The 18,422-nt window shown below is 70.3% G+C and carries 15 protein-coding genes; 5 read left to right on the top strand and 10 right to left on the bottom strand.

Annotated elements, in window-relative coordinates:
• Nucleotides 1-209: 209 nt before the first annotated feature.
• The 3 genes from LGR54_RS23955 to LGR54_RS23945 all read left to right on the top strand — a co-directional run bounded on the left by LGR54_RS23955 (nucleotide 210) and on the right by LGR54_RS23945 (nucleotide 3,604).
• The gene (locus LGR54_RS23955) at nucleotides 210-2,198 is read left to right on the top strand and encodes a M23 family metallopeptidase (RefSeq protein ID WP_230364476.1); all 1,989 of its coding nucleotides are present in this window, start codon (nucleotides 210-212) and stop codon (nucleotides 2,196-2,198) included.
• An 8-nt stretch (nucleotides 2,199-2,206) separates the two neighbouring features.
• The gene (locus tag LGR54_RS23950; protein ID WP_230364475.1) at nucleotides 2,207-2,899 is read left to right on the top strand and encodes an alpha/beta hydrolase; all 693 of its coding nucleotides are present in this window, start codon (nucleotides 2,207-2,209) and stop codon (nucleotides 2,897-2,899) included.
• A 147-nt stretch (nucleotides 2,900-3,046) separates the two neighbouring features.
• Nucleotides 3,047-3,604, top strand: coding sequence for an HNH endonuclease (locus LGR54_RS23945; protein ID WP_230364474.1), 558 nt, complete (start codon nucleotides 3,047-3,049; stop codon nucleotides 3,602-3,604).
• 189 nt (nucleotides 3,605-3,793) lie between these two features.
• Here the strand turns inward: LGR54_RS23945 and LGR54_RS23940 are convergent, their stop codons facing one another.
• Together LGR54_RS23940 and LGR54_RS23935 are read right to left on the bottom strand one after the other, a co-directional pair.
• Nucleotides 3,794-4,318 carry a disulfide bond formation protein B gene (locus LGR54_RS23940; protein WP_230364473.1) on the bottom strand — a complete coding sequence of 175 codons (525 nt, stop codon included), beginning with the start codon at nucleotides 4,316-4,318 and terminating at the stop codon, nucleotides 3,794-3,796.
• A gap of 155 nt (nucleotides 4,319-4,473) precedes the next feature.
• On the bottom strand, nucleotides 4,474-5,325 hold the full coding sequence (locus LGR54_RS23935; protein WP_230364472.1) for an alpha/beta hydrolase: 852 nt from the start codon (nucleotides 5,323-5,325) through the stop codon (nucleotides 4,474-4,476).
• 233 nt (nucleotides 5,326-5,558) lie between these two features.
• Here LGR54_RS23935 and LGR54_RS23930 point away from each other — a divergent pair, with 233 nt between their 5' ends.
• The gene (locus tag LGR54_RS23930) at nucleotides 5,559-6,683 is read left to right on the top strand and encodes an iron ABC transporter permease (RefSeq protein ID WP_230364471.1); all 1,125 of its coding nucleotides are present in this window, start codon (nucleotides 5,559-5,561) and stop codon (nucleotides 6,681-6,683) included.
• On the top strand, nucleotides 6,680-7,462 hold the full coding sequence (locus tag LGR54_RS23925) for an ABC transporter ATP-binding protein (protein ID WP_230364470.1): 783 nt from the start codon (nucleotides 6,680-6,682) through the stop codon (nucleotides 7,460-7,462). Before LGR54_RS23930 ends, LGR54_RS23925 begins: the two co-directional genes overlap by 4 nt.
• Here the strand turns inward: LGR54_RS23925 and LGR54_RS23920 are convergent, their stop codons facing one another.
• The 8 genes from LGR54_RS23920 to LGR54_RS23885 are packed head-to-tail and all read right to left on the bottom strand — an operon-like array spanning nucleotide 7,463 to nucleotide 18,301.
• Nucleotides 7,463-8,239 carry a 2,3-dihydro-2,3-dihydroxybenzoate dehydrogenase gene (locus LGR54_RS23920; RefSeq protein ID WP_230364469.1) on the bottom strand — a complete coding sequence of 259 codons (777 nt, stop codon included), beginning with the start codon at nucleotides 8,237-8,239 and terminating at the stop codon, nucleotides 7,463-7,465. It abuts the gene before it with no gap.
• Nucleotides 8,179-12,177, bottom strand: a complete 3,999-nt coding sequence (locus tag LGR54_RS23915) for a non-ribosomal peptide synthetase (protein ID WP_230364468.1) — start codon at nucleotides 12,175-12,177, stop codon at nucleotides 8,179-8,181. Before LGR54_RS23915 ends, LGR54_RS23920 begins: the two co-directional genes overlap by 61 nt.
• Entirely contained in the window at nucleotides 12,138-12,419 is a 282-nt protein-coding gene (locus tag LGR54_RS23910) for a phosphopantetheine-binding protein (protein WP_230364467.1), read from the bottom strand. The genes LGR54_RS23915 and LGR54_RS23910 overlap by 40 nt, the downstream gene beginning before the upstream one ends.
• The gene (locus tag LGR54_RS23905) at nucleotides 12,416-13,063 is read right to left on the bottom strand and encodes an isochorismatase family protein (RefSeq protein ID WP_230364466.1); all 648 of its coding nucleotides are present in this window, start codon (nucleotides 13,061-13,063) and stop codon (nucleotides 12,416-12,418) included. Before LGR54_RS23905 ends, LGR54_RS23910 begins: the two co-directional genes overlap by 4 nt.
• 2 nt (nucleotides 13,064-13,065) lie before the next feature.
• Nucleotides 13,066-14,703 (bottom strand): (2,3-dihydroxybenzoyl)adenylate synthase, encoded by a 1,638-nt coding sequence (locus LGR54_RS23900; protein WP_230364465.1) that lies wholly within the window; start codon nucleotides 14,701-14,703, stop codon nucleotides 13,066-13,068.
• Nucleotides 14,700-15,908 carry an isochorismate synthase MenF gene (locus LGR54_RS23895; RefSeq protein ID WP_230364464.1) on the bottom strand — a complete coding sequence of 403 codons (1,209 nt, stop codon included), beginning with the start codon at nucleotides 15,906-15,908 and terminating at the stop codon, nucleotides 14,700-14,702. Before LGR54_RS23895 ends, LGR54_RS23900 begins: the two co-directional genes overlap by 4 nt.
• 25 nt (nucleotides 15,909-15,933) lie before the next feature.
• Nucleotides 15,934-17,130, bottom strand: coding sequence for a YncE family protein (locus tag LGR54_RS23890; RefSeq protein ID WP_230364463.1), 1,197 nt, complete (start codon nucleotides 17,128-17,130; stop codon nucleotides 15,934-15,936).
• A 34-nt stretch (nucleotides 17,131-17,164) separates the two neighbouring features.
• Entirely contained in the window at nucleotides 17,165-18,301 is a 1,137-nt protein-coding gene (locus LGR54_RS23885) for an ABC transporter substrate-binding protein (RefSeq protein ID WP_230364462.1), read from the bottom strand.
• Nucleotides 18,302-18,422 lie beyond the last annotated feature (121 nt).

The raw sequence follows: 18,422 nt of genomic DNA, 5'->3' as shown, positions 1-18,422 counted from the left end.
CCTTGGTTTCGCCGCGAGACGGCGATTTACATCCTGCACGACGCCGAAGCGCTGGCGGGATTCGCCCGGGTTGACGTTGCGCGCCCGGGGCGGCATCGTCCCGCCCGCTGCCGACCCGGCGGCAATGAGACACGGACGTTCGAACCAGCGGACGCGCAATTTCTGAGTGGCGGCCCAGGGAGCGCCGCGAAGCACGGGGATAGGATCTGTTGGAGACGCGGCTCGGAGCAAACGGCCTGCGACGCTGGCGCGGCGCGGCGTTCGATCTCGGCGACGAGCCTCCGCTGGGCGTTGACGGCGACACCGAGGAGCCGATCAACCGCCGCCGCATCTCCATACGCTGGCTGATGGCCACCCTGCTCACCGGCATTTGCGGCGCGGCGCTGATGGGCGGCGCGGTCTATGCCGCGCTCGACAACGAGGTCTACCGCTTCGCCCAGTCGCCCGAAACGGTGCGCTCCGCCCTGCGCGGCGCGCTGGCTGCCGGCGAGCGCCCGTCCAATGTCGCCCGCAAGGGCGACCGCATGTCGATCATCAACGAGAGCTTCAACGCCCGCCAGACGCTGCGCCTGTCCACCACCACGCGGGACGGCGACCGCGAGGTGATCAAGGTGCGGGCGGTGACGCGGGTGAGCACCAATCTCGCCCAGTCGGTCACCTCGGCCTCGGCCGACGTGCCGCGCTTCAACCCGACCAAGCTGATCGCCGATACCTCTTCCGACGACCAGGACGACGACACGCCGCAGGCCGAGCCCACCGGCGAGCTCACCCTGACGATGCGCGACCTCGGCAGCCTGCCGCCCTCCACGAAGTTCGCGGCCGAACTGTCGATGGAAGACGTGCTGATGAAGGTGCGCGAGACCGCCGAGTTCAGCATGCCGCTCGCCGAGGCGACGATGCCGGCGCTGGCCAGCTTCGGCGGCGGCGCCCTCGGCTACGCGCCTGCCAACGTCCCGGCCGACCCCACCGCGCTCGCCAACACGCCGGACAATATGAGCGCCTTCGGCAAGTCAGCCGGCGAGGCGTCCGGCGGCAATGAGTGGACCGAGCGCGCCGTCGTCACCAAAAAAGGCGACAGCATCGCCTCCATCCTCAAGGATCTCGGCGTCGCCGACGTGTCCGCCAAGGCGGCGGCGGCGGCCTTCGCCACTCCCGAGCTGCGCGGCCCGCTCACCCCCGGCCTGCGGCTGCGGGTGCTGCTCGATCCGTCCGGCGGCGCCACGGTGCCGCTGCGCGTTGGGGTGTTCAGCGACCAGGGCCATGAGGGCACCATCGCGCTCTCCGACATGGGCACCTTCCTCGCGGTCGAGGAGCCCAATGACGTCGAGGTCGCCGACCTGCCCTCCGACGATGGCGACGACGATGCCGGCGGACGTGGCGGCATCACCCTCTATGAGAGCATCTGGGAGACCGCGCTGCGCCACGACGTGCCGCGCCCGGTCATCGAGAACCTGATCCGCATCTATTCCTTCGACGTCGACTTCCAGCGCCGGGTGCGCTCGGGCGACAGCTTCGAGGTGCTGTTCGACCCGGAGGAAGGCGGCGGCACCGCCGGCGTGCTCTATGCCGGTCTCACCGTCGGCGGCGAGGAGCGGCGCTATTACCGCTACCAGACGGCCGACGACAACGTGCTCGACTTCTATGACGAGACCGGCAAGAGCGCGAAGAAGTTCCTGGTCCGCAAACCGATCGCCGGTGGCACGCTGCGCTCGGGCTTCGGCATGCGCCGCCACCCGATCCTCGGCTTCTCGCGCATGCATTCCGGCGTCGACTGGGCCGACCGGGTCGGCACGCCGATCTACGCCGCCGGCAACGGCATCATCCGGAAGGCCGGCTGGAGCTCGGGCTATGGCCGCCATACCGAGATCCAGCACGCCAACGGCTATGTGACCACCTATTCGCATCAGTCCGGCTTCGCCAAGGGCATCCGCGAGGGCATGCGGGTGCGCCAGGGCCAGCTCATCGGCTATCTCGGCTCCTCCGGCCTCTCCACCGGCCCGCATCTGCATTACGAGGTGCTGGTGAACGGCCGCTTCGTCGATCCGATGCGCGTGCGCCTGCCGCGTGGCCGCGCGCTCGACGGCAAGATCCTCGCCGACTTCTCCACCGAGCGCACCCGTATCGACACGCTGCTCAACCACAGCCCCAGCCCCAAGGTCGCCGGCAATTCCCGCGACGGCAGCGACGACACCAACTGAGCCCCGCCATGGTCACTCCCGCCGCAGTTCCGCTCCTCGACGGCCCGCGCCTCGCCCCCCGCTCCGGCGGCGCGCCCGATTCGCTGGTGGTGCTGCTGCACGGCTACGGCGCCGATGGCCGCGACCTGATCGACCTCGGCGAATTGTGGGGCGAGAAGCTGCCGCGCACCGCCTTCGTGTCGCCGCACGCGCCCGAGCCGCTCGGCATCGCCCCGGTCGGCCGGCAATGGTTCGCCTATGTCGAGCGTAACGACCGCGAGCGCTGGGCCGGCGTGCAGGCCGCCCATGCCGCGCTCGACGGCTTCCTCGATGCCGAGCTCGCCCGCCACGCCTTGCCGCCGTCCCGCCTGGCGCTGGTCGGCTTCAGCCAGGGCACGATGATGGCGCTGGAGGTCGGCCTCGCCCGGCCGGCGCCGCTCGCCGGCATCCTCGGCTATTCCGGCCTGCACGTGACCCCGGAAGGCCGCGCCGCCGACATCGCCGGCCCGGTGATCGCCAGCCGCCCGCCGGTGCTGCTCATCCATGGCGATGCCGACGAGGTGATCCCGCCGCAGGCGCTGCCGCGCTCGCTCGCGAGCCTCAAGGCGGCCGGCGTGCCAGCGCGCGGGCATCTGTCGCGCGGGCTCGGCCACGGCATCGACAGCGAGGGCCTGCTGCTCGGCGGCGCCTTCCTCGCCGAACGCCTGCCGCCGCTCGGCTGAGCCCGCTCCGGCGGGTCCGTTGGCCGCATTCGTGAAGCCGATGCCGCATCGCGGTGCTTCACAAGACTGACACGCTACCTATAGAGTATCGCCGTGCGTCCCACGGCGCCGAGCCGTCGTGAGTCGCTCCGGTAAGGGAGCAAGTGCTTGACGGCGACTTTGTCCCCAGGTGCCTGGCCGGCCCTCGTGCTCAACGCGGATTACCGCCCGTTGAGCTACTACCCCCTCTCGGTCTGGTCATGGCAGGACGCCATCAAGGCGGTGTTCCTCGACCGGGTGAATATCGTCGAATATTACGAGCGGCAGGTCTCCAGCGCCCAGTTCCAGATGCGGCTGCCGAGCGTCGTCTCGCTCAAGAGCTTCATCCGCCCGGCCCGCCAGCCGGCCTTCACCCGCTTCAACGTGTTCCTGCGCGACCGCTTCACCTGCCAGTACTGCGACTCGCGCGATGACCTCACCTTCGACCACGTCATCCCGCGCTCGCGCGGCGGGCTGACGACCTGGGAGAACGTCGTCGCCGCCTGCTCACCCTGCAATCTGCGCAAGGGCAGCCTGATGCCGGCGGAGGCGAGGATGGTGCCGCGGCAGAAACCCTTCCAGCCGGCGGTATTCGACCTGCACCAGAACGGCCGGCACTTCCCGCCCAACTACCTGCATGAGAGCTGGGTCGATTATCTCTACTGGGATACCGAGCTCGACCCGTAGGCTGCAATCCTCGGGAGGCTCCCCTCTCCCGTTGGGACGCGGGCCCTCGCGGCTTCGGCTCGCCTGCCCCCTTACCTGCTCCGCCCCGCCATCGCTGAATCGCCCCGACGCGGTCTGCCCAGTTCCGCGCGACAGCCCCCTCCCAGTCGGCGAGAGGGATGGGGCGAGCGGCCTTCGCCGCTCCCGCCCTCAGCGCCGGCGCACGCCCCATACCGCCACCAGCGTCAGCGTCGCGGCGATCAGCACGTTCCAGCCGGCCAGCGACAGGCCGAGGAAGCGCCACGGCGCCTCGTCGCAGCGCACCACCCGCGCCTGCTGCAGGTCCTGCAGCAGGTTCGCCGAGCCCGCCGCCGGAGCGGCCCCCGAGCAGGCGGTCGGTCCCTGCCACCAGTGCCATTCGACGCCGGCGTGATAGAGCGCCAGCCCGAAGCCGACCAGCATCAATAGGCCGAGCAGCGCCAGACCCAGCCGCGCCAGCCCGGCATGCCCCTGCCGCGCCACCAGCGCCACCACCAGCCCCAGCGGCACGGCGGCGTAATAGGGCAGCCGCTGCTCCAGGCAGAGCGGGCACGGCGCCAGCCCGATCACCAGCTGGAAGAACCAGGCACCGGCGAGCGTCGCCGCCGCCCCGGCCGCGATGATCAGCGGGGCGAGCACCAGCGGGCGGCGCGCGCCAGCGGTCGCATCGAGGCTGGACATATCAGGATTCGGCATCTCGGGCTCCGCGAACAAGCGAGCCTTCCTTAAAGCCGTTTTGGCCGCCGGGAAATCGCCGTCGCGACCAGAACCCGTGCAATTCCAGCGCACCGACGGCGACACGGCATCTGCGGCGATCACAGTTTGGCGAACACACCGTGGCGCGAGTCGCCTTACCCTTCGGCAGCGACCAGCGCCAAGCGCAACGCCCGGGTCAGAGCCGGCGCCACCACCGAGGCATGGTCCTCGCCGGGAAGACATTCGAATTGCACCCTGCCCTCTTCGCCAAGCACCGCTCGCGCCCGCTCTGCGAAGGCTGCCGCCCGGTCGACCATAGCCCGGCGCGCCCGCCGCTCGGCGATTTCCGCCGCGCCGGGGCGCGCCGCCAGCCAGGGCGCCAGCTGCTGTTCCCATTCGCCGACGACGATGGAAAGGCGAGGAGCTCCGCCCGGGGCCGATAATCCGTCGAGAAGCTCCTCCTCGTCCCACCAGATCGAGGGGCTGATCGCCACATAGGCGGCGAAGGCCGTGCTGTCGCGGCCGAACACATCGAGCACGAAACGCCCCGCCAGCGAGTGGCCGACCAGCGTCTGCCGGCCGGCATCAACCGGCACGCGCGCGGCCACCGCCCGCCTCACCTCGCCACGAAGAAAGGCAAGGAACGCATCCCGCCCGCCCGTCGCCCGGCCGGCGGTAGCACCGGCAACCGCCGGCGCCTCCTGGCTCGGCCCGGCGGTGTAGTCGAAGGTCCGGCGCGTCCGGTCATAGAGCCCGTCGGCAGCATGGCCGATGCCCACCAGCACCGTCGGGCCGATGCCGGTGCCGGCCGGGCGCTCGCCGCCGCGCCGCTGCGCCTCCACCAGCGTCGCGAAGCTGGCATTGGCGTCGAGCAGATACAGCACCGGGAAGCCGGCCGGCGGCGCCGGTCCTTTCGGCAGCGCCAGGAAAATGCGATAGGGCGCCCCGCCGCCACGCGGCGCGAGGTCGAACCAGCAGCTACCCTCGATGACGATGCCGGGTTCCATCCGCCTCGCGCGCCCCTGCCATTTCCTCCCGGCATCTAAACCACTCGCCGGACAATGCAAGCAGCCGCCCTCCAGACTGAAACGATTCTAAATTATTGAGCGACATCAGAAACTTGACCGGTACGGACGGCTCGGGCATTGAACCTTGCGCGCCGCCGCGAGAGCCCCGCTCGCCGGGCCACGCGACGGATAGCGTCGCGACACGCCGCGCAAACAGGCCGAGTGGGACGGAGATGACCGGATTGTCGCCGCAGGCACCGCCAGGCCAGAGCCTTCCCGACCTGCCGGCCGGCGCCGCCCTCGCCGCCGATCTCATTGCCGCCGATCCGATCGATGCCTATGCCCGCCGCCAGCGCCGGCGGCTCGCCATCCTCGCCGGCCTGCTCGCCATCATGGCGGCCGGCATGCTGGTGGACATCGCCACCGGCCCCTCCGGCCTGTCGATCGGCGCGGTGCTGCGCACCCTCCTCGATCCCGCCGCCGCCGAGCCCGGCATCCGGGTCATCGTCTGGGAGGTGCGGCTGCCGGCGGCGTTGATGGCGGTGCTGGTCGGCGCCGCGCTGGCGCTCGCCGGGGCGGAGATGCAGACCATCCTCAACAACCCGCTGGCCAGCCCGTTCACGCTCGGCGTCTCCTCGGCCGCCTCCTTCGGCGCCGCTTTGTCCATCGTGCTCGGCCTCGCCATCCCCGGCCTGCCCGGCAACTGGAACCTGCCGCTCTTCGCCTTCCTGTTCGCCTTCGGCTCGGTGCTGCTGCTGCAGGCGCTGGCGCGGCTGCGCGGCACCGGGGTGGAAACCCTGGTGCTGTTCGGCATCGCCATGGTGTTCACCTTCAACGCGCTGGTGGCGCTCATCCAGTTCGTCGCCAGCCAGGAGGCGCTGCAACAGCTGGTGTTCTGGTCGATGGGCTCGCTCGCCCGCGCCACCTGGGCCAAGCTCGGGGTGCTCGCCGCAGTGCTGGCGGTGCTGGTGCCGCTCGCGCTGCGGGACAGCTGGCAGATGACTGCCCTGCGCCTCGGCGAGGATCGCGCGCGCAGCTTCGGCATTGCGCTCGGCCGACTGCGCTTCGCCTCGCTGCTGCGGGTCAGCGTGCTCACCGGCACCAGCGTCGCCTTTGTCGGCACCATCGGCTTCATCGGGCTGGTGGCGCCGCACATCGCCCGGCTGCTGGTCGGCGAGGATCACCGCTTCTACCTGCCGGCCAGCGTGCTGACCGGCGCCGGGCTGATGTCGCTCGCCTCGGTCGGCAGCAAGCTCATCGTGCCCGGCACGCTGCTGCCGGTCGGCATCATCACCTCGCTTATCGGGATACCCTTCTTCGTGGTCCTCATCCTCTCCCGCCGGGGTAATCTGGGATGAGTGCGGCATCGGGACTGGACATTGCCGACCTGTCGGTCGGCTACGGCGCGCGTCGCATCATCGACGGGCTGCACTTGAGCGGCATTCTGGCCGCATCGGTCACCGCACTGGTCGGACCGAACGCCGCCGGCAAGACCACCTTGCTGCGTTCGCTGGCGGGGCTGATTCCCGCCCGCGGCTCGATCCGCCTCGACGGCCGCGAACTGTCCGGCCTCGATCCGGCCAGCTATGCGCGCGAGGTCTCTTACATGCCGCAGACGCTGCCGCCGCGCGTCGCGCTCTCGGTCTTCGAGGCGACGCTGAGCGCGCTGCAATCGGTAACCTTCGCGCAAGGCACTGATCCAAAACGGAAATCTCTCGACGTCCTGCGCCGTCTCGGCATTGCCGACCTCGCCATGCGCGGCCTCGACGAGCTGTCTGGCGGCCAGCGCCAGCTCGCCGCCCTCGCCCAGTGCCTGGTGCGCGAGCCGAGGGTGCTGCTGCTCGACGAGCCCACCAGTGCCCTCGACATCCGCCACCAGCTCGCGGTGATGAAGCTCGCCGGCGAGGTGGCGCGCGAGCGCGGCATCATCGTCGTGGTGGTGCTGCACGACATCGCGCTGGCGGCTCGCTGGTGCGACCGGATTATCGTTCTTTCTCAAGGGCATATTGTCGCCGACGGCACGCCGGCGCAGGCGATCACCCCGGCGATGCTGGCGAGCGTCTACGGTGTCGAGGCGCGGGTCGAGCGCTGCTCGCACGGCTTCGTGCAAGTGATGGTCGACGCCGTCAAGGACTAGTCAGGCCCGCAGCGTCGCGCCGCCATCGACATAGAGGTCGCTCATGGTGATGTGCCCGGCCCGTGCCGAGAGCAGGAACACCACCGCCTCCGCCACATCCTCCGGGGTCGCCAGCTTGCCGAGCGGAATGCCGGCCTTGAAGACTTCCGCTGCGCCGGCAATGACTTGCGCCGCGCCGTTGTCGTCCGCCCACATGCCGGTCTGCATCGACGTCAGCGTCGAGCCGGGCGCCACGATGTTGCAGCGAATGCCGTGCGGGGCGAGCTCGATGCCGAGGCAGCGGGTGAACATCGCCGCCGCCGCCTTGGAGGCCGCATAGGCGGCCATGGCGTGGCGCGGCACCCCGGCGGCATTGGAGGCAACCGTCACCAGCGCCCCGCGCCGGCGCGGCTGCATACGGCGGGCGAGCGCCCGGCCGAAGCGGAACACCCCCTTGCTGTTGATGTCGAACACCCGATCCCACTCGGCGTCGTCGGTCTCCACCACCGTCTGCCAGGACAGCACCCCGGCGACGCTGGCGCCGAGATCGATCGGCCCCTCCTCCGCCTCAACGCGCGCCACCACCGCCTCCACCGCCTCGGTGGAGCGGATGTCGAGAATCTCCGTGCGCACGGCACCACCGAATTCCTCGGCGATCGGCGCCAGCAGTTCGGCCGCGTGGTCGGTGGCGACGACGCGGGCGCCTTCCTCGACCAGCAGCCGGACCACTGCCCGACCTATGCCTCCGCCCGCTCCGGTGACGAGGGCGATGCGTCCGCGCAGGCCATTGTCGCGCATGATGTTTTCCTTGCTTGTTCGCAGGCCGTCAGCGCGGCGCCGAGAGCCGGCGCGATGGCCATGGTTGCCTCGCGGCCGGTGAGATGCGCATGCAGGCTCGCTATGTCGACGACGTCGATATGATCAGCATAGGCCGCCCATTTCGCCGGCGTGAGGTCGCGCCCCTCATGGTCCAGCGCCGCACGGAAGAAGGTCAGCCCACCGTCGTAGCGGGCATGGTGATGCCCGCGCACCAGCCGGTTGTTGCCGGCCACCACCCGCACCACCCCGTCGAGAGCAGTGTCGGAAAGCGTGCCGAGCGGGCTGTCGGAGGCGCGCAAGAAGGCGACTACCGAGGCGCGGCTGAGCGCCAGCCCGGGCAGCCGGTCGGGATCGTGGCCGGCGATCGCCAACAGTGCCTTGAGCGCCGCATCGGGCGCCGGCTCCGGCTCGGCACGCCAGCAATCGCTCGGATAGGCGTCGAGCAGCGCGACGATGCCGACCTCGGCGCCCTGCCGGCGCAGTTCCACCGCCACCGCCTGCGCGAGGATGCCGCCGACCGACCAGCCGACGAGATGATAGGGTCCCTCCGGCCGCAGCGCCCGGATGCGCCGGGCATAATCTGCGGCGAGTGCCTCGAGGCTCGGCGGCAGCGGCTGGTCCGGCGACAGGGCCGGCGCCTGAAGCCCGTAGACGCTCCGCCGCGGCGCCAGCGCCCGTGCGAGCCCCCCATAGCACCAGGACAGGCCGCCGGCCGGATGAATGGCGAAGAGCGGCGGTAGCGCGGGATCGCCCTCGGTCAGGCGGACCAGCGGCTCAAGGCCGAAATCGGCCCGCGCGCCCTGCTCGTCCAAGGCGCCGGCAAGGCCGGCAACGCTCGGGGCCGCGAATAGCGCCGCGAGGCCCGGATCGCGTCCTGCCGCTTCGCGCAGACGCAGCAGCAGGGCGACCGCCTGCAGGGAATCGCCGCCGAGCGTAAAGAAGTCGTCCTCGGCGGCGGGCTCGGCGTCCAGTCCCAGCACCTCGCGGAACAGCGCCGCTACCAGCTTCTCGCTCGGCGTCCCCGGCCCACGCCCGCCGCTGCCGGAGAATTCCGGTGCCGGCAAGGCCGCGCGGTCAAGCTTGCCGTTCGCCGTCACCGGCAGCGCGTCGAGCGCTACCAGCGCGGAAGGCACCATGTAGTCCGGCAGCCGCGCCGCCAGCCGCTCGCGCAGCACTGCGACATCCTCGACGCCCACCACATAGGCGACGATGCGCTGAGTGCCGGCGGCATCGCGGCTGGCGATCACGGCGCATTGCCGAGCCAGTCCGCTCTGCATGATCGCCGCCTCGATCTCGCCGAGCTCGACGCGCAGGCCGCGGATCTTGATCTGGTGATCGGAGCGGCCGAGGAACACCACCGCACCGTCCGGCCGGTAATAGGCGAGGTCGCCCGACCGGTACATGCGCTCGCCGGCCACGAAGGGATCGGCGAGGAAGCGCTCGGCGGTGAGGTCCGGTCGGCCGAGATAGCCATGCGCCAGCTGCACGCCGGCAAGGAACAGATGACCTGGCACGCCCGGCGGCTGCGGGCGCATCGCCTCGTCGAGCACATAGAGCCGGGTGTTCCACACCGGGAAGCCGATCGGCACCGGCCGCGCGCGATCGTCCGGCCCGGCCGGCCAGTAACTGACGTCGACCGCCGCCTCGGTCGGCCCGTAGAGATTGTGCAGCTCCGCGCTCAGCGTGCGGTGGAAACGGTCGCGCAGATCCGCCGGCAGTTCCTCGCCGGAGCAGAAGACCTGGCGCACTTCGAGCCCCCGAGCCGCCGGCTCGGCGAGGAAGGCCGCCAGCATGGACGGCACGAAATGCGCCGTCGTCACCTTCTCGGTCCGGAACAGCCGCGCCAGCGCCAGCGGGTCGCGATGCGCGTCGGGCGGCGCCACCACGAGCACCGCCCCGGCGATCAGCGGCAGGAAGAACTCCCACACCGAGACGTCGAAAGTGGCCGGCGTCTTCTGCACAATGCGCTCGCCCGGCCCGATGCCGTAGTGCTCGCGCATCCATTCGAGGCGGTTGGCGATGGCCCGATGCCCGACCACCACGCCTTTCGGCTCGCCGGTAGAGCCGGAGGTGTAGATCACATAGGCCGCGTCGTCGGGCACCGGCGCATGCAGCGGCGCGGCGCCGATCTCGGTCGGCCACGCCTCGGGGACAAGCACCGCCGCATGTGGCCGCAGCCGGTCGGCATCGGCGTCCCGCGCAAGTATCACGCACGGTTTTGCGGATCCGAGGATGCGGGCAAGCCGTTCGTCGGGGTGGGCGAGATCGAGCGGCAGATAGGCGGCGCCGGCCCGCAGCACCGCCACCAGCGCCACGATCAGTTCCAGCGAACGCGGCAACGCCACCGCAACGAGGGAGCCCGGACCGGCACCGGCATCCGTCAAGCCGCCGGCCAGCGCGGCACTACGGCGCTCAAGCTCGGCATAGCTGAGTTCCACGCCCTCGAAACGCACCGCCGGCGCCTCCGGCGTCAGCCGCATCGCCGCCTCGATCAGCGCCGTAAGGGTGACGTCCGGCACCTCATGCGCGGTGGCGTTCATCTCCACCAGATGGCGGTGCGCTTCCTCCGGCGTGGCCGTCGGCACCTCATCGAGTCGCTCGGCGGCGAGCGCCCCGGCGATGAAGGCGTCGAGCCGGCGGGCATGCGCAAGCGCCTCCTCGGCGGAATAGAGATCGGGATTGGCGTCGACCTCCAGCCGCAGCCCCCCGGCGCCATGGGCGCGGAAGGTGAAGGTGATGTCATCCACCGGCCCGGCACTCAGCACTTCCAGCCGGGCGTCGAGCCCCTCAAAGCGCGGTGTCTCGTCGAAAGGCAGCACATTGACCAGCGGCCCGTGCAGGCGCCGCCGGCGGCCGATCAGCTTGAGATCACGGCGCAATTGCTCGCTGCGGTAGCGGCCGTGGCGGCGGGCCTTCACCAGGCTGCGCGCCACCGAGGCGAGGAAATCCGCCCGTGTGGCGCCCGGCTGCGGCGCCACCCTGAGCGGCAGCACGTTCATCAGCATCGCCGGCACCCGCGCCGCCTTGCTGCCGAGCCGGCCCATATGCGGCACGCCGAGCACCACTTCCGGCGTGCCGGTGTGGCGCTGCACATAGGCGGCGCAGAAGGCGGTGATGAGGTCCGGCCAGGGAATGGAGCTTTCCCGCGCCAGAGCATGCAGGCGGGCGATGGTCGCGGCATCGATCTCCACCGCCCGGCGATGGAAGCCGAAGGCACTCACCGGCGCGCCGGCTGCCAGGCTGACGACCTCCGGCTGGCCGGCGAAGGCGTCGCGCCAATAGGCGGCATCGGCCTGGCGCTTGTTCGAGCAGCGATAGGCGGCATCCTCGGCCAGCACCACATCGAGCCCCGGCAATGCCGGGCCGGCCACGGTCCCGCGCCGGCGCGCATTGTAGAGGTCGGCCACCCGCTGGGTGAGCAGGATCATGCCATAGCCGTCGATGGCGAGGTGATGGATGCGCTGCTGCCAGACGAAACGCTGCGGCCCGAGGACGAACAGCCGCTCGGCGGCGAGCGGATCCCGCGTCGGATCGATCGGCGTCGCCATGTCGCGGGCAATGTCGGCCTCGGCGGTGGCCAGCGGATCGGCTGCACCGGACACGTCGACGACCTCCAGCCGAGGGCGCCGCGACGGGTCGAGCAACTGACGGGGTCCCTCGGCGGCATCGACCATGCACAGCGCCAGCGCCTCGGCCTCCTCCACCGCCGTCGCGACGGCGGACCGGAAGGCGTCGAGATCTAGCGCGCCGGCGAGTTCGATATATTGGCCGGTATTGAACAGCGGATTGGCGGGATCGAGCCGCTGCGCGTACCACAGGCCGCTCTGCGCCTCGGTCAGCGGCCAGCCGGGACTATCGGGCGACGCGGCCATCGCGTTCAGCCGCGCCGCGCCTGCTGCCGGGCGACGATCGTCCACCAGCCGGTCAGGGTCGGATCCTCCGCGAATTCGGAGAATTCGAGGTCGAGCCCGCCCTCGCTCCAGCCGAGCACGAGATTCATCGCCCGCATGGAATCGAGCCCGAGGTCGAGCAGGCTGTCGGCCTCGCCGATCTCGGAGGGGTCCTCGTGCAGCATCGCGGCGATGTCGCGGCGCATGCGGTCCATGGTCAGCGGCTCGCGCGGCTCGGCGAGGCGGCGGATCTGGGTGGGATCGATCATCGCAGCATCTCCATCAGCGCGGCGGCAGGGGCGACGACACCGCAGGTCGACGCGACATAGGCGAGCGCCGCATCGTGCTTCGCCCGCGAGAAATCGGCGAGCGCATCGGCCACGAAGAACGGCTCGATGTCGCGCATAAAGGCTTCGGCGGTAGTGAGCTGGCAGCCGATATGAGCGTAGATGCCGGTGACGATCAGCTGGTCACGGCCGCGCACGCGCATCAGCGTCTCCAGGTTGGAGCGCTGGAAGGCGCTGTAGCGGTGCTTCACCAGCACGAAGTCGGCCGGCCCGGGCGCGAGCTCGGCGATGATCTTCTGGTGTTCCGGCGCCGAGCTCATGCCCGGGCCCCAGAGATCGGCCTGCAGGCCACGGTCGCGCCGGTCCTGGTCGCCGTCCTGCGCCGTGTAGAACACCGGCACCCCGGCGGCACGGGCGGCGGCGGCGAGCGCGGCGATATTGGCGATGGCCGGTGCGATCGGCGCCTCGCCGGCGGCGAAGGCGGCGACGAAATAGCCCTGCATGTCGTGGATCAGCAGCGCGGCCCGCTCGCGGGCGAGCGTCCACGGTGCCCGCGAGGCCGGCAGCGCGGCCGGCGTCGGCAGCGCATAGGAAGCAATGCGCGGCAATCCGGGTTTGTCGGACATGGTCATTCTCCCGGCGGCACGGCCGATTGTTCGGCGAGGAACTGCCGGCGCAGCGTGGCGCGCAGCTCCTTGCGGCTGACCTTGCCCACCGCCGTGGTCTCGAAGGCCGGCACGAAGACGACCTGGTCAGGCACCTTGAAATCGGCGAGCCCGCGCGTACGCATGAACGCCTTCAGCGCCGCCGCCTTCGGCTTGTCTCCCTGCGCGATGACGAAGGCGCAGCTCCGCTCGCCGAGGAACTCGTCCGGCAGCGACACCACGGCAGCGTCGAATACGCTCGGATGCGCCAGCAGATGATCCTCGATCTCCTCGGCGGAGATCTTCTCGCCGGCGCGGTTGATGTGGTCGCTGGCGCGCCCCTGCACGACGAGATAGCCATCGGGCGTCCGCTTCACCATGTCGCCGGTGCGGTAGAAGCCGTCCTGGGTGAAGGAGCGAGCATTGGCGCCGTCATTATTGTGATAGGCGCGGATGGTGTAGGGCCCGCGCGTCAGCAAATTGCCGACCTCGCCCTCCGGCACCGGGGCGCCGGCATCGTCGAGGATCAGCACTTCGTCGGCCTCGCTGATCGGCCGTCCCTGCGTGGTGACGATGATCTCCTCGGGGTCGTCGAGGCGGGTGTAGTTGACCAGCCCCTCCGCCATGCCGAACACCTGCTGCAAGGTGCAGCCGAGCGTCGGACGCACGCGGCGCGCCGCCTCCGGCATGAATTTGGCGCCGCCGACCTGCAGCACCTCCAGGCTGGACAGGTCGTGCCCGGCCTTCGGCGCCGCCTGCATCCACAGCAAAGCGAGCGGCGGCACCAGGCCGGTGATCGTCACCCTCTCCCGCGCGATCAGCGGGAAAGCCGCTTCCGGGCTCGGCGAGGGCGACATCACCACGGTGCCGCCGGCATGGAGCACGCCGAACACGCCGGGCGAGCTCATCGGGAAATTATGCGCCACCGGCAGCGCCGCGAGATAGATGCTGTCCGGCGTGAGGCCGCAGATCTCGGCGCTGGCGCGGAAGCTGTAGATGTAGTCGTCATGCGTGCGCGGGATCAGCTTGGACAGGCCGGTGCTGCCGCCGGAAATCTGCAGGAAGGCGACCGACGAGGGATCCGGATCGCCCGGCAGCGACGCGACATCGCCCTCCAACCCGCCAAACGGCTCGAACGGGCCGGCTTCGCCGACCACGATGACCGTATCGAGCGCCGGCACCTGCTGCCGCACCTCCTCGGCAAGGCCGCGATAGTCGAAGCCCTCATGTCGCTCGGCGACGACATAAGCGCGCGCCTCGGCGGTGCGGGCGAAATGCACCACCTCGACCACCCGATGCGCCGGCAGCGCATAGACCGGCACCAGCCCGGCGCGGAACAAGCCGAACACCACCGACAGGAATTCCGGGATGTTGGGCAGTTGCACCACCACCCGGTCGCCCGGCTTCAGCCCCAGCGCGAGGAAACCGGCCGCCGCCCGTTCCGCCCGGCCGGCGAGCTCGCCATAGCTCCAGCGCTGATCGCCGCCGACAACCGCCATCCGCTCGGCATGGCGCGCGGCGAGATCCCGCAGCATGCCGGGGAAGGTCTCGCCGCGCCAATAGCCGGCCCGGCGGTAGCGCTCGGCGAATTCCGGCTGGAAGGGCTGCACCAGCGGGATCATCGAGCGGCTCCGTCAAAGGCGATGGCTTCGTCGAGGCCGAGCGCACGCAGCATCGCGGCGAATTTCGCCGCGGTCTCCTCGCCTTCCGCCACCGGGTCGGAGCCCGGCACGACACCGGCGCCGGCATGCAGCCGCGCCTCGTTGCCGGCGATCTCGGCGCAACGCAGCGCGACATACCAGGCGCCGTCGCCATTTGCCTCGCACCAGCCGACAGCTCCGGCGTAGAAGCCGCGATCATGGCCTTCGAGCTCGGCGATGACCGCCGCCGCCGCGTCGCGGGGCGTGCCGCAGACGGCGGGCGTCGGATGCAGCAGGGCGGCGAGGTCGAGGCTCGACAGCGTCGTGTCGTGCAGCCGCCCGACGATCCGCGTGCCGAGATGCCACATGCTGGCGGTGGACACGATCTGCGTGCCCTCCGGCGTGCCCAATTCGCGGCAATGCGGCGCCAGTTGGTCGAGGATGGCGGTCACCACTTCCCGGTGCTCGCGCTGATCCTTGGCCGAAGCGACGAGGCCCTCGGCTGCCTCGCGGTCGAGACTTGGATCGGCCGAGCGACGAGCCGAACCGGCGAGCGGGTGCGACAGCACCGCGTCGCCCTGCCGCGAAACCAGCAGTTCCGGCGTCGCACCGACCAAGAGCCGCCCCGCCCCGCCCTGCGACGGCAGCGGCACGCAGAAGGCGGTGGCGGCCGGATCCTCGGCAAGGCGACCGAGCAGCGCGCGGGCATCGATCGGCCGGTCACCGGCCACCCGCAGCGCCCGCGCCAGCACCACCTTGCGCAGCTCCGGCCGGCGCTCCATCCGCGCCAGTGCTTCCGCCACCGCGGCCTGATAGGCGGCGAGGGAAGGCTCCGCCGTCACCTGCCAGCGTGGGTAGGCGTCGGCCCGCACGAGAGCCGGCGTTCCGAAGGCCCGGGCGGCGGAACGGCCCGGCTGGCGCGACCAGCCGGCCGGACGCAGCAGATGCGCCGGCTGCGCATGGTCGTAAGGCAACGCTCCGACCAGCACCGCCGCGCCGCCGCGTGCATCGGCCAGCGCGTCGGCGGCCTGCCGCGCCAGCGACACGCCGGCGACGACCGGAACCGGCCGGCAGCCGGTGGCCACCACCGTCTCGCCGGCCCCGACCAGGACGAAGGACGAGAGGGCGGCAGCCGGTGCATCGAGTGCCGTCGCCTCCCGGTCTGTCATCTCCGAGGTCTTCATCATGCGGGCTTTGGTCACGTCCTCGGCGTCACGGCTTGATCAGGGAGACGGTGTCGCCGAAGGGATCGATCATCGGCACCGGACGGCCGCCCGGAGCCGGGCCACCCGGCGCACCACCGGCCGGGGCACCGCCCGCGGGGGCCGCCGCGACGGGCGTGGCCGGCGTAGCACCCGGGGCGGGCGCCGCTCCAGCCGCCGGCGGCTGGGCGGGACGCGGGCGCGGCGTCATCTTCGACTTGTTGGTGACATAGGCATTGCCGGTCGCCGGATCGACGGCGACGGTATTCGGCATCGAGCCGGTCACCACATTCGCCACCGGCTCCAGCGTCTTGGTGTCGATCAGCGTGACATAGCCCCCGACGCGATTGGCGACGTAGACCAGGTTGCGCGCCGCATCGAGCGTGATGCCGAGGGCGCCCTGGCCAGTCGGGATCTTCTTGACGACCGAACCGTCCTTGGCGTCGAGCACCACCACGTCGCCGGAACCCTGATGCGCGACGAAGATCTGGTCGCCGCTGGCGTCATAAACGAGGTTGATTGCGTTCTCTCCGCCCGACGCGAAGCTCTTGATTATCTTGCCGGTGGCGAGGTCGATGACATGGACCTGATTGCTCTTCATCGCGGAGGCGAACAGACGGTTGCCCTTCTGATCGACGGCGACGCCGGTGACGCTGCCGGGCAGGTTGTCGATGCTGCCGACGATGCTGTCGGTGGCGCCGTCGATGATCCACACCGAGCTGTCGTCATCGCGGCCCATCACGGTGATGAAGGTGCGGTTGCCGGCCTCGTCGACCACGGCCTCGCGCACATGCGCCTTGTCGCCCTTCTTCACCGTCGCCACCACCTTGCCGGTGGCAAGATCGACGATCGCCACCGCGCCGATGCGGGTCTGGGTGGCGTAGAGCTTCTTGGTCTTGTTGTTGATGCCGAGGCCGAAAGCGGCCTCCGAGCCGAAATCGATGGTTTCCTTGGTCTCCAGCGTCGCCGGATCCAGCGCCAGCACCTTGGCCTCGGTCGAGCCGCGCGTGCCGGCGGCGGCGACATAGACGCGGTTCATCGGCGCGCTGAACACCAGCTCATAGACACCGGGACCGGGCTTCACCGAACGGACGAATTCCGGCTCGGCCTGCGCTGCGCCGGTACCGACGAGCAGCGCCGCACCCATCACAAGCGCGGGAAGCGAGGAAGCGGCAAGGAATCGGCGGGTCTGGGCGACGAGGCGCATGGGAAATCTCCGTTGCGGGATGCGATGAGGCCGATCAGTCGAGGGCGATCCAGTTCGGACCGGCGACGGGCACGGCGAGGAAGCGCGCATTGATCTCGGCCAGCGTGGCGTCGGGATCGAGATCGGCGAAAAGTTCGGGATGCGCCCAGCGCGCCAGCACCTCGAGGGTGAGCACGTCAAGCGGCGAGTTGAGCATCTGGTGGGCGAGGCCGTAGACGCGGTGGTTGCGCACCGCGCTCATGCCGTCGAATCCGGGGCGCTTGATGAGGCCGGCCAGCGTCTCGCGGGCACGCTCGGCGCTGTATTCCGGGCCGATCAGCAGGCCTGCGGTGCCTTCCATGTGGCTGCCGCCGGTCGCGACATAGACCTGCGGGTCCTGGGCGATGACATATTCCAGGTTCAGCTTGCCAAAGGCGCCGGAAATCACCGAGGCGCCGATATTCGTCGCGCCCACCGCCGCGATGACTTCGCCGATATTGCCGCGACCGGGGGAGTTGCAGCAATCGGCGGTCATCGCCGCATGCGCCTCGAAGAATAGGCGCGGCTTCTTCTCCGGCGGCAGGGTAGCGACGCGGCTGCGCACGACATCGAAATGCTGGCGACGAAAGGCGATGAACGCTTCCGCCTGCGCCTCGCGGCCCACGGCCGCGCCGATGAGGCGGAGGCTCGCTTCCATATTGTCGAGCGGCTTGACGAAGAAATCGACCACCGCGACGGGAATGCCCGCCGCCTCCAGCCGCGCCCGCTCCTCGTCGGAGGGCGTCGCGCCGAGGGAGAACAGCGCGAGGTCCGGCTTCGCGGCGATGATGCGCTCCACCGAGATCGCCGCATTGGCCGCCGACGTCTGGGGTATGTCGTTGATCGCAGGGAATTTTTTCTGCCACGCCTCATAGGCCGACCGGCCCAGGCGGTTGATGTCGCGCGGCCAGCCGGCAACGAGCGAGACCGGGTCGGGATGCACCAGCGCCAGCGCCAGAAGGAAACGACCGTCGCCGATCACGATCCGCGAGGCGGGCTTGGCGAGCGTCACCTCGCGTCCGGTGACGTCCTTCAGCGCGATATCCGCCATCGCCGGGTGCATGGACAGGCCACCGCCGACCAGGGTCAGCGCCATGAGGCCCAGTACATCGCGTCGGCGGGGCAGGACAGGCGACAGGTTGCGGACGGGCATGGATCGGTGTCATCGGCTGCACAAGAACTACGCTGCCTATCCGCCCGCTATGCCGTTACTGTCAACTAAACAATTCTTAATTCTTACTTTTAAACTATTCTACTTATGGAGAAAACAACGG

Origin of the sequence: Ancylobacter sp. Lp-2 (genome assembly GCF_020523795.1) — a bacterium.
GTDB lineage: Bacteria > Pseudomonadota > Alphaproteobacteria > Rhizobiales > Xanthobacteraceae > Ancylobacter.
Note: the sequence above shows the minus strand (reverse complement) of the source record. Positions and strands in the feature narration are given on the sequence as shown.

Excerpts from the sequence above, each read along its gene's own strand:
- LGR54_RS23950 (WP_230364475.1), top strand. The coding sequence starts at position 2,207 with ATGGTCACTCCCGCCGCAGTTCCGCTCCTCGACGGCCCGCGCCTCGCC.
- LGR54_RS23940 (WP_230364473.1), bottom strand. The coding sequence starts at position 4,318 with ATGCCGAATCCTGATATGTCCAGCCTCGATGCGACCGCTGGCGCGCGC.
- LGR54_RS23935 (WP_230364472.1), bottom strand. The coding sequence starts at position 5,325 with ATGGAACCCGGCATCGTCATCGAGGGTAGCTGCTGGTTCGACCTCGCG.
- LGR54_RS23930 (WP_230364471.1), top strand. The coding sequence starts at position 5,559 with ATGACCGGATTGTCGCCGCAGGCACCGCCAGGCCAGAGCCTTCCCGAC.
- LGR54_RS23925 (WP_230364470.1), top strand. The coding sequence starts at position 6,680 with ATGAGTGCGGCATCGGGACTGGACATTGCCGACCTGTCGGTCGGCTAC.
- LGR54_RS23920 (WP_230364469.1), bottom strand. The coding sequence starts at position 8,239 with ATGCGCGACAATGGCCTGCGCGGACGCATCGCCCTCGTCACCGGAGCG.
- LGR54_RS23910 (WP_230364467.1), bottom strand. The coding sequence starts at position 12,419 with ATGATCGATCCCACCCAGATCCGCCGCCTCGCCGAGCCGCGCGAGCCG.
- LGR54_RS23905 (WP_230364466.1), bottom strand. The coding sequence starts at position 13,063 with ATGTCCGACAAACCCGGATTGCCGCGCATTGCTTCCTATGCGCTGCCG.
- LGR54_RS23900 (WP_230364465.1), bottom strand. The coding sequence starts at position 14,703 with ATGATCCCGCTGGTGCAGCCCTTCCAGCCGGAATTCGCCGAGCGCTAC.
- LGR54_RS23895 (WP_230364464.1), bottom strand. The coding sequence starts at position 15,908 with ATGATGAAGACCTCGGAGATGACAGACCGGGAGGCGACGGCACTCGAT.
- LGR54_RS23890 (WP_230364463.1), bottom strand. The coding sequence starts at position 17,130 with ATGCGCCTCGTCGCCCAGACCCGCCGATTCCTTGCCGCTTCCTCGCTT.
- LGR54_RS23885 (WP_230364462.1), bottom strand. The coding sequence starts at position 18,301 with ATGCCCGTCCGCAACCTGTCGCCTGTCCTGCCCCGCCGACGCGATGTA.